We start from the raw sequence: 13903 nt of genomic DNA, 5'->3' as shown, positions 1-13903 counted from the left end.
CAGCCTTTCGCTGATCCGCTAAGGCCACCCGCGCCGAGGCTCTGAACCCATCCCCCAGCCCCTTCCCTCAGGACAGGGAAGGGGAGATTTTTACCCTTCCTCCAGAATTGGGAGGAGGGGAGCAGGTATAATGCTCGCATCATGAACCCTGCTATTTTTGCCGTCTCGCTTCTTGCTGCCTTAAACTCCCCAAATACCCCTGTTGTATCGGGGCAGCTTTCCAATCCTCTCGGTGGCCTTGCGCTTCGTAATATTGGCCCGACACTCACCACCGGGCGTATCGCGGATGTGGCCATTGACCCGACAAACCGGAGCATCTGGTACGTCGCTGCGGCTTCGGGCGGGCTCTGGAAGACGGAGAACCGAGGGCTGACCTTTACTCCGATCTTCGATAGCTACGGCTCGTACTCGCTGGCGACGGTGGTTATTGACCCTAAGAACCCAAGCGTCCTTTGGCTGGGCACGGGGGAGAACTCCTCGCAGCGGAGCGTGGGGTTTGGCGACGGGGTCTACAAGTCCACCGATGCGGGCAAGACCTGGCAGCGCATGGGGCTGGAGAAGTCCGAACACATCGGCAAGATTCTCATTGATCCGCGCAAGCCCGACACGGTCTATGTCGCCGCGCAAGGGCCGCTCTGGTCGGGGGGGGGAGAGCGGGGGCTCTACAAAACCACGGACGGTGGCAAGACATGGGAAGTCATTCTCACGGTCTCGGAGAACACGGGAATCTCGGACATTGTCTTCGACCCCAAAAAGCCTGATACTATCTACGCCTCTTCCTACCAGCGGCGACGGCACACGGGCGTGCTGATCGCGGGTGGCCCTGAAGGCATGATCTATCGTACCGACAACGCGGGCAAGAGCTGGAAGAAGCTCGGTAAAGGGCTACCAACGGTGGACAAAGGGCGCATTGCGCTGGCCGTCTCGCCGCAGAAGCCTGAGGTGGTCTATGCGCTGGTGACCGCATCGGGGAAAGAGGGCGGCTTCTTTCGCTCGAAAAACAAAGGCGAGCAGTGGGAGAAGATGAGCGCCTGGGGGCCGAGTGATGCGCAGTACTACGGCGAGATCTTCACTGATCCCTTTACGTTTGATAAGATCTGGGCCGTGGACACGCTCTTTACGATGAGCGCGGATGGTGGCAAGACGTTCACGGGCCAGCGCTTCAGTACCCACGTGGACTACCACGACATTGAGTTCGATCCGACCGATCCGAAGCACCTGATTCTCGGCTGCGACGGCGGGCTTTATGAGTCCTACGATGGGGGGGCGAGCTGGCGGCACTTTAATAACCTGCCGCTCTCACAGTTCTACCGGATCGAAGCGGACAACCGAAAGCCATTCTACTTCGTGTACGGCGGGATGCAGGACAATGGAACCGTCGGTGGGCCTGTGCGCTCGCTGTCACCGCAGGGCGTGCGGATGAGCGAGTGGGAAACCGTCGGCGGTGGGGATGGCTTCCAAGCCCGCGCAGACTACAGCAACCCGGACATGCTCTACACCAGCAGCCAGAACGGGAGCTTCTCGCGTCAGGACAAAAAAACGGGAGTTAGCACCAGTGCTTCACCGCGCTTGCCGCTGACGGAGCGAGGGCGCTGGAACTGGGACACGCCGTTTTTGATCAGCCCGCACAACCCGAATATACTCTGGATGGCAGGGAATCGGCTGTTCCGGAGCGAGGACAAGGGTGTGAACTGGAAGCCACTGACAGGTGATATCTCGCGCAACATTGACCGAAATACACTGCCTGTGATGGGAAAAGTCTGGGACGAGACCGCTGTCAACCGCCACCGTAGCACGACAGATTTTGGAGTTGCGAATGCTCTTGATGAGTCGGTAAAGGTTAAGGGGCTTGTCTACTTAGGAACCGACGATGGCCTGATCCAGGTCAGCGAGGATGATGGCAAGACGTGGCGCAAAGAGGAGGACTTCCCCGGCGTGCCTAAGATGGCGACGGTCTCCGATATCGCCGCCTCGAAGCACGACACGAGCACGGTCTATGCCTCGTTCCACGACTTCCAGCACGGCGATTTCAAACCGTATTTGCTCAAGAGTGCGGATCGCGGCAAGTCTTGGACGAGCATTGCGGGTGATCTTCCTGCCCGTAACTTTGTCTGGACAATCGCCGAGGACCCGAAAAATCCCAACCTGCTCTTTGTGGGCACGGAGTTCGGTCTCTTCGTGACCTTTGATGGCGGCACACACTGGCTGCCTCTCAAAAACGGCCTGCCGACCATCGAGGTGCGTGATATTGCCATCCAGCCTGATTGGAGCGATCTTGTCGTCGGGACATTCGGACGCGGCGGCTACATCCTCGATGACATCACCGCCCTTCGTGCCCTCGCCCAGCTCGAAATGGGCATGCCCAGTGCCGCGACGTTGCTCCCTTCACGCAAGGCCACGATCTACCCCGAGCTGAACTATATTCGTGCGGCGCAGGGAAATATCAACTTCGCAAACCCCTGGCCTACCTACTTCACCTACTGGCTCCCGGCAGAAGTGAAAGGTAAGCTCATGGTCACCGTCCGCGACGATAAAGATGCCGTGGTGCGCGAGCTAGAAGCCCCGATGACCGCAGGCATCCAGCGCCTCGGGTGGGATCTGCGCCAGCCCGGCCAGACCCGCTTCGCCCCCGGTCGGACTCTCACACCCGGAACCTACACCGTCCAGCTCGTCTTGGATGAAAAAGTCCTCTCTACCCAAAAACTAGAGGTCGCCGCCGCGCCATAAATCTCATGAACGACGATCCCCTCCCCGAACTCTTAGCCCAGCTCCGCGAGAAAGGCACGGGTTACGATCAAAACCAAGTACGCGATGCGATCGTGGTCTTGGTAGGGCAGCGTGCGGTCGAGCCATTGATTCGGCTATTGGATGACAAGACTGCGAATGTTTCCTGGGAGGCTTGTCGAACGCTTGGGCTACTTTGGGATCGTCGCGCGGTTACCCCTATTGCGGCGCGCCTGGATAAGTTTGGCTGGGAAGGCCCCCAAGCTCTGGGAAGACTAGGGGGAGCGCGTGCCTCAGAAGCGCTCCTCCAGAGCCTAGAGACCCACAAATACCTTCGGATCGCCACGGTTCGTGCGCTAGGGGCTCTCCGAGAAAAGCGCGCCATCCCCGCGCTCATCAAGCTCCTGCCCGTCGGCCATGGCCATCTGTTCGCCTCCGAGGGAATCGGAGATCTTGATCTTGGTGACAACGCGGCAAATAGCCTTGCCCAGATCGGCAAACCCGCGAGAGAGGCACTGCTAGAACCACTACAGCATAAAGATCCCTATGTTCGAGAGCGTGCTGCCACCGCGCTTGTCGGGGCCAAAAATCCCCGTGCCACGCCGCAGCTTCTCAAACAACTCAACGACGACACACTGCCAGCCGTTGCGGCGGCATACGCACTGGCGGCTCTCAAAGAGAAGCGTGCCATTCCCGCTCTATTGCGTTGGTTAGAGCGAGCCAAGACAAGCCCTTTTGCTCGAACTGCTGTTGGGTGCCTGGGAGTAATTGGCGACCCGAGCACATTTTCCGTCCTAGCCCACATCGCCGATGGCCCCGACCGGGAGCTTGCCAGCGCGGCAACCTACGCCCTAGGTGGCCTGCACTGCGATGAGAGCTTTCGATATCTGGCAAAGTGTCCTCGGGATCGGGTTCTGCAAGCCTACTACGCCCTAGGCGATCAGAAAGACCCGCGTGCCTTTGCCTTGCTGACGGAGCGCTTGAAGTTCTCCGATAACGAAGAAGCAATGGTTCTTGCTGTGGCACTCCAAAACCTAGGAGATCCTCGTGCCATCCCGCATCTCATGAAGCGGGCACAGCAACCAGGAGACAATATTACGTATGATATCTTCCCTGCGGTCGCGAGGATCAGTACGGGAGGGACAAAGATGATCGCTGGGTTTCTTACCTCTACGGATGAAGTTTGCAGTAGGAATGCGCTGGAGGCTCTGAGTTTGGCTCGCAAGAAAGAGGCTCTTCCGTATCTGCGCCCGTTGCTAAAGCATCCCGATGTGGAGGTTCACCGAGAAGCGATCTCTGCCATGGCCAATATCTTCTATACCCACAAAATGACCGGTCCCTAATGGCCACTGGTTGGAAACCGGCGTCTGCAATGGCCTGCGGCCACAAAGCCCGTGCCGGGCTACAAAACTCTCCAGCCCGGCACGGGCTTTACGGCACGTAGTGCCACTCGACGCCCCGTTCACGGGGCGGCTACTTAAGGTACTTCTCGAACCACTCGGCCATGACGATCAGCTCTTTCTCGATGCCGGGCCAGCCGTGGGCACCGCCGGCCTTGACATTCAGTTGCGACGGGACATTTTTCTCTTTCAGGAGCGCCAGGATCTTCTGAGACTGCTGGAGCGGCACGAGTGGGTCTTTGTCGCCGTGGATCAGAAGCGTCGGGGGCATCTTCTCGGTGACGCCGTAGTAAGGCGAGAGCTTCTTCAGGAGGGCAAGCTGATCCTCACGCGCTGCATTGGCGGGCACGCCAAACGCGGGGCGGAAGACCTGGAGCATAGGATTGTCGAGCGAGATCGCGCCCTCTTTTCCAAAGTTCAAGAAATCCGTGGGCGGAAACAGAGCCGCGACACACTGCACCGCACTCGACGCGCGATCTACCGGGTCTTTCGCATCGTCTTTTCCAGGCCCACCAAACGCGCCCATCATCAGGCTCAGGTGCCCGCCCGCACTCGCGCCGCAGATTCCCAGCTTGTTGGGATTGACGCTGTACTCGCTGGCGTGGGTGCGGATAAAGCGCACGGAGCGGTTGATGTCCTCCAGGATCTCAGGAAGTGCGAACTTGGGTTGGCTGCCGTGCACTACCTGAAAGACCGTCAGGCCGCGGTCGGTCATCAGCTTGGCCCACGCCGGATTGATCGAGTTATGGTTGGAGACCCAGCCACCACTCACCATCCAGATCACCCCGATCCCATTGGGCTTGGCGGGGGTAAAGACATCCATGGTCAGCGCACAGCCGAGCTTGTGGCCATAGACTACGTCCACTTTATGCTCCTGCGCCCGTGCACTAATCGGAAACAGCGCTAGGGCGGCGAGCCCTACAAACAATCCACGACGATTCATAACACAGTTCTCCTTACCCTCCTTCGAAGAGGGAGGGTGGCCGAGGCACGAGGCCGGGTGGGTTCAATCAAAGTCTAAGTTCCGCGCTTGGGTAAAAGATTCCTCGTCCTTGAAGCCGCGCGTTGGGAGCGGCGCGTTGCGCTGTTTGGGAACGCCTGAATAATCGGCCCAGGGGTTGGCGGCGACAAAGTCATCGTAGCTAGTGAACATCTCCACAAAGATCGGGCTCCCGGTGAAGCTCAGGGGCGATGCGGGGCCGGTGAACATGAAGGGGTACTGCTTGCGGCTCTGCGGGTCCACAAACGAGCGGTAGAGCGAGAGCGCCTCAGGGTCGCCGACCAGCTCGTTGAGGTTCGCTAGCTCACTGCCCATGGTCAGGCCGTAGCCAAACGCACAGAGCCGGAGCTGTCCGATGATCTCGCGGTGAAGGCTGGCGAGGGTCTGTGTGATGAACAAGTAGCCGAGGCCGTACTTGCGGGTCGTGCGGACGGCGTCCACGAACTCTGTGGTGAGCTTGGACATCTCAGAGGTATCCGATGAGCGGGTGAAGTTTCGTACGAATCTATGCGCCTCGTCGAGCGCGATTAGGCAGTTGAGCTGGCGGCCCTGAGCAAACGCCTCGCCGCCCTCGCGGTTGAGCGTGCTGGCGATCTCTTTCAAGAGCAAGGCTTTGATCTCGTCGTCGTCCTTGAACTCCGTGCCCTCGCCGGAGATGTCCAGAAAGATAAAGGGCTGCGTGTCGGTCTCGGCGGTGTTGATCATCGAGGCCACGACTTGGGTGAGCGGCGTGCGTTCGTTGCCCTTGGAGTCTATCTTTTGGAACATGTCCAGCGCTGTCGTCCAGCGCTTCTGGCAGTCGGTGAACTCCTCGGCATCGGTGAGGATCTGGCGCAGGCGCTCGGCGAGCTGCTCGCGGCGCTCTTTTCCCGTGTAGATGCGCTCCAGGGATTTTTCGTCGCTGAGCCAGAGGGTCAGCGTGTCCTTGAGGAGGCTACCCGGCGCGGCGTCCAGCTTGGCTCCAGCGGCGGCCAGTGCCTTGCGAACATGGTTGTAGAGAACCTCTATCGCGATCTCGGCGTTGTCGGCGTTCTTGATGCCTAGGAACTGGTAGAACTTTGCTTTCGCGAGCAGCTCGCAGAACTGGAGTGCGTTGTCCCCGAGCCGTAACCCTGTCGCCATCTTGTAGACCTTGACATCGCGGCCCTGCGCAAAGAGCGCGCGGTGCAGGTCGAATGGCAGGCCCCAGCCGCTGGAGAACTGGCCCTGGGGATCAATAAACAAGACACCCATCTCGCGCTGCCGGGCGTAGCAGAGCAGTAAGTACGCGGCGAGGCCACTCTTGCCCGAGCCGGTCTTGCCAAAGACGCCGATATGGTACGCCTCGCCGACGCCACCCGTGCCCTTGCCAAAATGCCGCAGGTGCTGGGGCATCTTGACCTCGGTGCCAAAGACGCGCCCGAGATAGACGATCTCTTTCTGGTGTTTTTCGAGCAAGATCGAGAGCACTTCATCGCGCACGGCGTAGACCGCTTTCCCGGTGCTCGGTGACGTGCCTAGCATGTCCTCCGACGAGAACTCCTCGCCCTTGTCGTTCTCGCTGATCATAAACGCGGCTTGTACGCTGATCGTCGCGGTTCGTACATCGGCCCTACCCGAGAGATTTTGGAGCTCGCCTTGTCGCTTGATGATCCCCCGAAAGGCCATGTCCTCGTGCCAGCGGTTCTTGGTCTCCACCCGACTGATCTGCCCCAGCACCGCCATCTGCCGCCCTGCAGTCTCGTAGGGAAGGACTAGATAAACCATCTGCCCCCGGATTCGGGAGTTCTCCGCGCTCTCTAAAATATCAATCGTGATCTGGTTGGTATCCGACGGCGACCCAACCACGCCAATCGGAACCGCCTGGTTCTCCTCTTGAAGAACCTCAAGTACACGCCCACGCTGAATCCGCATATCGTGAGTGTACCCTGAAGGTAAGTGAGTCTATTCGACTCTAAGCAGGCGATGGACACAATCACTCTCGTATATCGAGATGCCCCTCTCCGTATCAGCCTTGAGCTACTCTTTCGAGCGCATGGAGTAAAGCAATACCGTTTAGACCCGGCGATTAGTGGGATGATCACTCAAACGACCAAGGCACCACTCGGGAAGCTCGGAGCCCACTTTGAGGGTGCCTTTCCGGGGCTGAAACTGACGGTGAATGAGGGGACTTACGAGGTTTCTGCGACGCACAAACTGCGATTTCCTTTGGTCTTGGAACTGGGCTTTTTAGAAATTGACTATGTGAGACGAATCGCTGGAGTTGCACTCAAAAACGGGCGTGGAGTTCTCGCAATCCTGGAGACGGGTGATCCGCCTGATTCGGAGCTGAAAATTTTGGGACTGGGTGAGCAGGTTCCTGATACTCCCCATTTGGATGGCTACGACTGGGATACTACAATTACAGCTATTACAGCTCAAGGAGCAACGATACGTGAGGTAGATGGCTACCAGAAAGGGAGCACTTACAAGCGTCGAATCAACCACTACCGCTATCGAGTCATTCCTTTGACGAGTCTTAAGCTCAGATCAGAACCCCGAGATGAGCATGTCCCAAGAACCAAGACGGGCAACCATTGTTTTGTTGTATTACGGGATGCGCCGATTCGACTCTTCTTTGAGTTTCTTTTCAAAAAAGTTATTCTGACAAATAATTGGATCATTGATCAGCGAGTGTCGGGCTTCATGAGTGGTGAGTACTCAGGGCAAAGTATGACTGGGATTTGGATGCGGACATTACTAATCCCTCTGAAACTTTTGAAGGAAAACAATGTGTGGATTGTAGCGCCCCGTGCGGCGACTCGGTTTCCCTTGCCGCCCAAGTACGCGAAGCCAGATCGTGCTGAGGCTCCCGTAATCTATGGAGCTAAGCGGCGAGTATCTGCGATTCTGGAAAACGAAAAATCAGTGCGCTGGGCACTGCTGGAGACAGATGGGAAGACCGAAGGCGTTCAGGTTGGCAGCAAGACTCAGGATGGGCTTCGTGTGCTGGCGATCGAGCGCACCGGTGTGGTGCTCACCAATGCGAAGTTAAGTTTCGAGGTGCCACTCACCTATCTCATACCGGCCCCGCACTGACGGTTACCTCACACTACTAATATTCGGAACCAGACTCGGGTCGTACTTGGCTCCGGCGGCGACTTGGATCATCGTAAACCGCACTTTGGTGGGCAGGAACTTCTCGGGATCGGGGCGCAGGTGGACTTTGACACCGTCTTTGTCCTTCATCACGAGATCCATTTGTTTAATGCCCTCGCTCCAGACAATCCCCTTGTTCTCCCAGAACTCCGTCATCGAGACATCTTTCTCATAGACACCCTTGCTGGTGTAGCGATCCGTCCCCGCGCAGCCGTAGCCATTGCCCTGGCCTTTGTTGGGAATGTAGCAGAGGCTCCACTGCACCGCGTCGTCGCTCTCGGGCTTTTCCAGCACCTCGACGCGGATGTGCACCGTGCCGTTGCGAAAGTCCACCGGGCTTGTCCAGTTCTTGGGCCGCTGCTGGTTGAGCCGGTAGCCGTAGATGTAGTAGTGCGACTTGCTCGGGATCGAGCTGTCCGCGTCTTGTTTGGAGTAGCGGAACGTGGCATCGAAGAGCACGAACTGCTGAGGCGAAGGCTTCTGTGTGAGAGCGGAGACTGCCGAGGGGCGCACGAAGCACGCGGCGACCGCAAACAGCGACAGGCCGACAGTGGCCGCACGCCAGAAACGAGCTTGGTTCATGGAAAAAAGTATAGCACAGTCGCGCTCAGATTCCAGACTTCAGCTCTCGCCAGCGGAAGAATAGCACAAGTGCCCCAGCGATGGCATGGGTGAGGTAGAGATAGGACATCAGATCTCGGTTCTGGATCGCAAGGCCAAAAACGAGGGTACAGACAACAACTGCCCAGCGCCGTTGCGCAGCCAGCCGATGGGCGACTCCCAACAGCGCGACGCTTACCCAGAGATAGAAGTAGTTCCAGGGAGTGGCTCCGGGTGAGAAGATATCGGTCAACATCAAGACAATTCCTGATCCCGCAATCAAAGTGAGCAAGATGGCAAAGTAACGGGTGAGGGCTTTGGTACTCATAGAGACAGTTTACCGGTACTCAGTCAAGGTAGACAAATTCATTGAGATTGAACAGTGCTCGACAGAGTGCAGGCAGACCATGCCTTTTTTGCAGCGCCTCGCAGAGCCGTGCCTCATCCAGAGTCGGGGGACGCTGAACGGCTAGACGAAACGCAACGACACTCTTACGGGGCTCTTGACTTGCTTCCACACGCCGTGCAAATGCCTCGGCCGCGCTCGTGAGAAACGGGTTATTGAGTAGTGTTAGAGCCTGGGGAGCCACGGTGGAGGTGGTGCGACGTGAGCAGGAGACGGCATTGTCCGGAAGATCGAAGGTGGCTAGGAGCGGCACCGCTACGGTACGCTTCTGCACAAGGTAGAGGCTTCGCACACCTTGACGCTCAGGTGGTGAGGGATACCAGCTCTTTGTTTTTTCTTTATTGTCGTCCAGAAACGCCGGGTTGGCCTTCAAAACCTCCTCTGGCAGTGGTGGCCAGATCGGTGGCCCCCCATGACGCTCGGTGAGCTGACCGCTGGTGGCAAGGACCGCATCACGTAGCTGCTCCGCAGAGAGGCGGCGAGGGGCCTGTGTCCTTTGGTAGGCACGGCTGTTGACAATGAGCCGCTGGAGTTTTTTTACCGACCAGCCACTCTCCATAAAGTAGCGCGCCAGAAAGTCCAAGAGGGCTTGGTTCTTGGGGCGCGCGCCTGAGTAGCCGAAATCCCCCGGTGTCGCGACCAGCCCCTCGCCAAAAAATTGCTGCCAGACTCGGTTCACCATAACACGGGCCGTGAGTGGGTTCTCCGGGCTAACGATCCAGCGTGCCAGGGTCAGCCGTCTTCCTGTAGACTTTTCCCGTTTGGGCACGGTGAGTCTCACCGGGTTTGGGTCCAGCACACTCAGGAAGCCAAAAGTCACCTCTTCCTTGGGCTGGTTGAGATCACCACCTGCAAGCAGATGGGTTTGAGTAGGAGCCTTCTCCCCATCCGTGACAAGCAGGCCTTTGAGTGGCTCTTGATCCGAAGCGAGTGCCAACGAGAGATCGTCGCGAAAGGTCACGCCCTCAAAAAAGGCACGCATTCGGTAGAAGTCTCTCTGGGCAAGGGGCTCGGTCTTGTGGTCATGGCAGCGGGCACAGGAGAGAGTCATCCCCAAAAATGCGGCTCCTGTTGTCTCGACGAGATCGTTCATCAGAGCGTTCCGAACCCGGTTGGCCTCGCCAAAGAGCCCCGCACTGTTGTCCCACGGTCCCATTCGAAGGAAGCTCGTCGCCAGCAGCGCGTCTTGCTCCGCGGCGCTCTTGGGCTTGCCCGCCACGAGCTCATCGCCAGCGAGCTGCTCGGTGATAAACCGATCGTAAGGTTTATCGGCATTGAAGCTCCGCACGACATAGTCGCGGTAGCGCCAGGCAAGGGGCCGAAACTCGTCCCAGTCGAAGCCGTTGGAGTCGGAGTAGCGCACCACGTCCAGCCAAAGCCGCGCCTGGTGCTCGCCGTAGCTATGCTGCTCTAGGAGCCGGTCCGCAAACGCGGCAGAAGTGGTAAAGGTCGCTACCTCACTCTCGGTGGGAGGAAGACCCGTGAGGTCGAAGCGGAGTCGGCGGGCCAGAGTCCTCTTGTCGGTGCTCGGTGCGCTCGTTGTCCCCAGTATGGAGTCAATGGAGCTTCCTTTTGGGGCTTTCCTCAGAGGGCGCAGGCTCCACAGATCAAGCCGTTTTCCACCGAATACTTCGACGATGGGATTGCGTTTATCGCTCCAAGCCGGGCCAACTCGCTCTTGCGTTACCCCTGCTTGTGAGGGCACGAGGCATAAAAGAGTGAGTAACAGCAACGGTGCGAGGTACATGGGGGTATTATACCAATATGAGTCTCTTTGGTGAGCTAGCCCTCGCACTGGTGCAGGCACGACCGCCCGCAGTGACGATTGATCCCATCAACCCACTTGCGCCGCGCAAGCCGCACTTCAAGGCGCGGGCTAAGAATGTCATTGTGCTGTACCAGGTCGGGGGGCCGGGGCAGATGGATACGTTTGACTACAAGCCCGAGCTACAAAAGCTGCATAAGAAATCCGTGCCCAAGAGCTTTCGCGATGCGCTCAAGGCTACACGTCACGCCAATGTCTTTGAGGGCTGCAAGGACGAGCTCATGGCCTCGCCCTATAAGTTCACCCAGCAGGGCAAGAGTGGGATGTGGGTGAGCGAGCTGTTTCCCGAGCTGGGAAAGCACGTGGATGACCTCTGCTTTGTCCACTCGCTCCAGTCCGAGTCCAATAATCATGCGCCGTCGAGCTATCTGTTCCACACGGGCGATCTCAACGCGGGCAAGGCCAGCCTGGGAAGCTGGATCACCTATGGCCTGGGCACCGTGAATCAGAGCCTGCCGGGCTACGTCGTGCTCTTTGATGCCGGGCCTCTTGGGGGCGCGGCTAACTACCAGAACGGCTTTCTTCCTCCCGCGTTCCAGCCGACCAAGCTCCGCGATCAGGGGCTACCCGTGCTGGATCTTACGCCACCGAAAGCTTTTGAGGCAAGCCAGGCGGACACGTTTGCCTTTCTCAAGACCATGAACCAGAGGCACCGACAGGGACGAAAAGACGTGCTGGAGCTGGATGCCCGGATCGCGAGCTACGAGCTGGCCTACCGGATGCAGAGCGCGGCGCTGGAAGTGGGGGATGTAGAGAAAGAGCCCGCGCACCTGCGGCGTGCCTACGGCTTCGAGCACAAAGACCCGCGTACGGTCGCCTACGCTCGCAAGCTTCTTCTCGCCCGGCGCTTGGTCGAGCGGGGTGTGCGCTTTGTCGAGGTCTACGACATGCCCGACAAAGACGGCTGGGATGCCCACGGGGAGCTGGAGAAGAACCACACGCCCCGCGCCCGCTGGATTGACCAGCCCACAGCGGCGCTTTTGACGGACCTAAAACAGCGTGGCCTCTGGGACGAGACGCTGATCATCTGGGCAAGCGAGTTTGGGCGCACGCCCATGATGCAGGGGGACAACGGTCGGCAGCATAACGCCGCAGGCTTCACCATCTGGCTGGGCGGCGGGGCCGTCAAGCCCCAGCGCTACGGTGCCACGGATGAGCTCGGCCTGATGGCGACGGAGAAACCGATGACCTTCAAAGACCTCCATGCGACGATTCTTGCGGCTCTTGGCCTCGACAACGAGAAGCTCTACTTCGAGCGTGCCGGTCGCCCCGAGAGATTGACTGGTGTTGCAGGCACAGCAAATGTTATCCCCGCATTGTTGCGCTAATAGTTCTCGAGAGAGCCTCTGTGGGACGGCGGATAAGTGGTGTCATGTGTGCCCAGTCGTTCTCCATGACATCAAGGCTGCGCTGGGTTCTTTCGACAAGGTTTGCGGCCTGCGGAAACTGTCCCAGGGCGAGCTGGTTCTTTGCCCAGGGTAGCGTGAGGTGGGGCATCGCTAAGACCTCTGGATTCAGGGTAGGAAGAAACTCTTGCGACTTTTCGGGCTGGTTCAGCTTGCGCAGTAGCTCGGCGCGATCCAATCGGCGACCTTCTTGCTCGCCCCTGTCGGCGTCCTTGACCAGCTCCAGAGATTTCAGGGAGAGCGCGTCGGCCTCTACAGGGCGTCTTCGTATGGCCATCACAGCAGCCATCTGACTCAGGAGCCAGGCCTGCCATGCGGGTTCGTGAACGCGCGGTAGCCACTGAGCGAGTAACTGACTGCTGAGTGCATGGTGATGTGATGTCTCAGCAAAACGGACGAGCGCGACGACACCGAAGCCGGGGAGCTTTTCAAAGGTGCTCAGGAGGCGTATTGCCTGCCCTGCAAACGCCGCCGCCCGATCGTATTGGTGCATCACATAGTAGCGGTCCGCCAGAGCCGCGTAGGTCTGCAAAAGGAGCTTCTTATGAGTGCCAGTATCCGCACCACTCGATTGGAGGCGTACGGCCACGGAGAGATAGCCAAGCTCCATTAGCGCCGCTTTGTAGGGCGTGTGCTGTGGTCGCCAGAGGGTCTCGAACAGCGCATCAAGCTCACCAAGGTTTAGGGGGCGTTCCGTACTCTCCGCGAAGCACCCTAGTGTGAGCAGCGTGATCTCGTCAGAGGATGCCGCCAGCGCCTGGCAGAAGGCGTGGCGCTGGGCAATACTGGTTTGCACTTCCCCCCTCTCCCAGCGTGATACCGTGCGTGTCGCTACGCCAAGTTGCACCGCTAACTGCTCCAGGGTCCAGCCACGCCGCGCTCGTAGCGCCCGCAGTAAGTCCCCCTGACAGAGCGGCAGCGGTGCGAACGTATTCGTAGGGGCTTCCCGAAAATTGCGCCGCAGGTGCACCAGGGCGCGGGGCCGTTGTAACAGTTGAATTGCCTGCTGCTGCGCCGCTGCCGAGGCTTCCAACGCCTCCAGAACTTGCAACAGCTCGGGCAGGCGCGGCACCGACGCTCCCGACTCCCAGTTGCCGATGGTTGTGGGGGAAACCCGTGCTCTTTGTGCCAAGGCGCGGCAGGAAAAGTTGCGCTGTTCTCGGAGGGAAGCGAGCAGGGTACCAAGGTCGGAGGGGTTCGTCATAGCCACACATAGTATACAAGCCGCTCGTGGCTGTGGACGATCTCACCGTGTCCAACTTTCCCGCCAATTGCGCCTTTTCGTCCAACTTTTACGCCAACCTGCCCCGTGTAGATGCCAGGTTGATAGAATCCCGCTATCTCGCCCGTCTGCACAACCAGGCGAACCCGCGACATAAGGAAGATAAAATCACCATGCGACTCTCCACTCTTGGAATTACGTTT

11 protein-coding genes are annotated in these 13903 nt (G+C 58.7%); 5 read left to right on the top strand and 6 right to left on the bottom strand.

Features of this window, described 5'->3' with window-relative positions:
• The first annotated feature begins 141 nt into the window (after positions 1-141).
• Both RMO15_RS08390 and RMO15_RS08385 read left to right on the top strand, forming a co-directional pair.
• Positions 142-2727: a hypothetical protein gene (locus RMO15_RS08390; RefSeq protein ID WP_309710527.1), complete on the top strand. Its 2586-nt coding sequence runs from the start codon at positions 142-144 to the stop codon at positions 2725-2727.
• A gap of 5 nt (positions 2728-2732) precedes the next feature.
• Positions 2733-4067: a HEAT repeat domain-containing protein gene (locus tag RMO15_RS08385; protein ID WP_309710525.1), complete on the top strand. Its 1335-nt coding sequence runs from the start codon at positions 2733-2735 to the stop codon at positions 4065-4067.
• Between the two features lie 130 nt (positions 4068-4197).
• Here the strand turns inward: RMO15_RS08385 and RMO15_RS08380 are convergent, their stop codons facing one another.
• Both RMO15_RS08380 and RMO15_RS08375 read right to left on the bottom strand, forming a co-directional pair.
• Positions 4198-5067 carry an alpha/beta hydrolase gene (locus tag RMO15_RS08380; RefSeq protein WP_309710523.1) on the bottom strand — a complete coding sequence of 290 codons (870 nt, stop codon included), beginning with the start codon at positions 5065-5067 and terminating at the stop codon, positions 4198-4200.
• 63 nt (positions 5068-5130) lie between these two features.
• Positions 5131-7017, bottom strand: a complete 1887-nt coding sequence (locus tag RMO15_RS08375; RefSeq protein WP_309710520.1) for a DUF87 domain-containing protein — start codon at positions 7015-7017, stop codon at positions 5131-5133.
• Positions 7018-7068: 51 nt separating this feature from the next.
• Here RMO15_RS08375 and RMO15_RS08370 point away from each other — a divergent pair, with 51 nt between their 5' ends.
• Complete coding sequence (locus tag RMO15_RS08370) at positions 7069-8181, top strand: hypothetical protein (RefSeq protein WP_309710518.1); 1113 nt, start codon at positions 7069-7071, stop codon at positions 8179-8181.
• A gap of 3 nt (positions 8182-8184) precedes the next feature.
• Here the strand turns inward: RMO15_RS08370 and RMO15_RS08365 are convergent, their stop codons facing one another.
• Genes RMO15_RS08365 through RMO15_RS08355 form a run of 3 tightly spaced genes read right to left on the bottom strand, consistent with a single transcriptional unit; the run spans position 8185 to position 10994 of the window.
• Positions 8185-8823, bottom strand: a complete 639-nt coding sequence (locus RMO15_RS08365) for a hypothetical protein (RefSeq protein WP_309710515.1) — start codon at positions 8821-8823, stop codon at positions 8185-8187.
• 25 nt (positions 8824-8848) lie between these two features.
• Positions 8849-9169 (bottom strand): hypothetical protein, encoded by a 321-nt coding sequence (locus tag RMO15_RS08360; protein ID WP_309710513.1) that lies wholly within the window; start codon positions 9167-9169, stop codon positions 8849-8851.
• A 19-nt stretch (positions 9170-9188) separates the two neighbouring features.
• A complete protein-coding gene (locus RMO15_RS08355; protein WP_309710510.1) occupies positions 9189-10994 on the bottom strand; it encodes a DUF1549 and DUF1553 domain-containing protein in 1806 nt (601 codons plus the stop codon).
• A gap of 17 nt (positions 10995-11011) precedes the next feature.
• Here RMO15_RS08355 and RMO15_RS08350 point away from each other — a divergent pair, with 17 nt between their 5' ends.
• A complete protein-coding gene (locus RMO15_RS08350; RefSeq protein WP_309710509.1) occupies positions 11012-12400 on the top strand; it encodes a DUF1501 domain-containing protein in 1389 nt (462 codons plus the stop codon).
• Here the strand turns inward: RMO15_RS08350 and RMO15_RS08345 are convergent.
• A complete protein-coding gene (locus RMO15_RS08345; protein WP_309710506.1) occupies positions 12378-13682 on the bottom strand; it encodes a helix-turn-helix transcriptional regulator in 1305 nt (434 codons plus the stop codon). The two genes, RMO15_RS08350 and RMO15_RS08345, sit on opposite strands and share 23 nt — an antisense overlap.
• 26 nt (positions 13683-13708) lie before the next feature.
• Here RMO15_RS08345 and RMO15_RS08340 point away from each other — a divergent pair.
• Positions 13709-13903, top strand: a 195-nt coding sequence (locus tag RMO15_RS08340) for a hypothetical protein (protein WP_309710503.1), incomplete at its 3' end; no start/stop codon positions are given.

Origin of the sequence: Armatimonas sp. (assembly GCF_031410135.1) — a bacterium.
GTDB lineage: Bacteria > Armatimonadota > Armatimonadia > Armatimonadales > Armatimonadaceae > Armatimonas.
Note: the sequence above shows the minus strand (reverse complement) of the source record. Positions and strands in the feature narration are given on the sequence as shown.

Coding starts and splice junctions, on each gene's coding strand:
- RMO15_RS08375 (WP_309710520.1), bottom strand. CDS start 7,017: ATGCGGATTCAGCGTGGGCGTGTACTTGAGGTTCTTCAAGAGGAGAAC.
- RMO15_RS08355 (WP_309710510.1), bottom strand. CDS start 10,994: ATGTACCTCGCACCGTTGCTGTTACTCACTCTTTTATGCCTCGTGCCC.
- RMO15_RS08390 (WP_309710527.1), top strand. CDS start 142: ATGAACCCTGCTATTTTTGCCGTCTCGCTTCTTGCTGCCTTAAACTCC.
- RMO15_RS08385 (WP_309710525.1), top strand. CDS start 2,733: ATGAACGACGATCCCCTCCCCGAACTCTTAGCCCAGCTCCGCGAGAAA.
- RMO15_RS08360 (WP_309710513.1), bottom strand. CDS start 9,169: ATGAGTACCAAAGCCCTCACCCGTTACTTTGCCATCTTGCTCACTTTG.
- RMO15_RS08365 (WP_309710515.1), bottom strand. CDS start 8,823: ATGAACCAAGCTCGTTTCTGGCGTGCGGCCACTGTCGGCCTGTCGCTG.
- RMO15_RS08380 (WP_309710523.1), bottom strand. CDS start 5,067: ATGAATCGTCGTGGATTGTTTGTAGGGCTCGCCGCCCTAGCGCTGTTT.
- RMO15_RS08350 (WP_309710509.1), top strand. CDS start 11,012: ATGAGTCTCTTTGGTGAGCTAGCCCTCGCACTGGTGCAGGCACGACCG.
- RMO15_RS08345 (WP_309710506.1), bottom strand. CDS start 13,682: ATGACGAACCCCTCCGACCTTGGTACCCTGCTCGCTTCCCTCCGAGAA.
- RMO15_RS08370 (WP_309710518.1), top strand. CDS start 7,069: ATGGACACAATCACTCTCGTATATCGAGATGCCCCTCTCCGTATCAGC.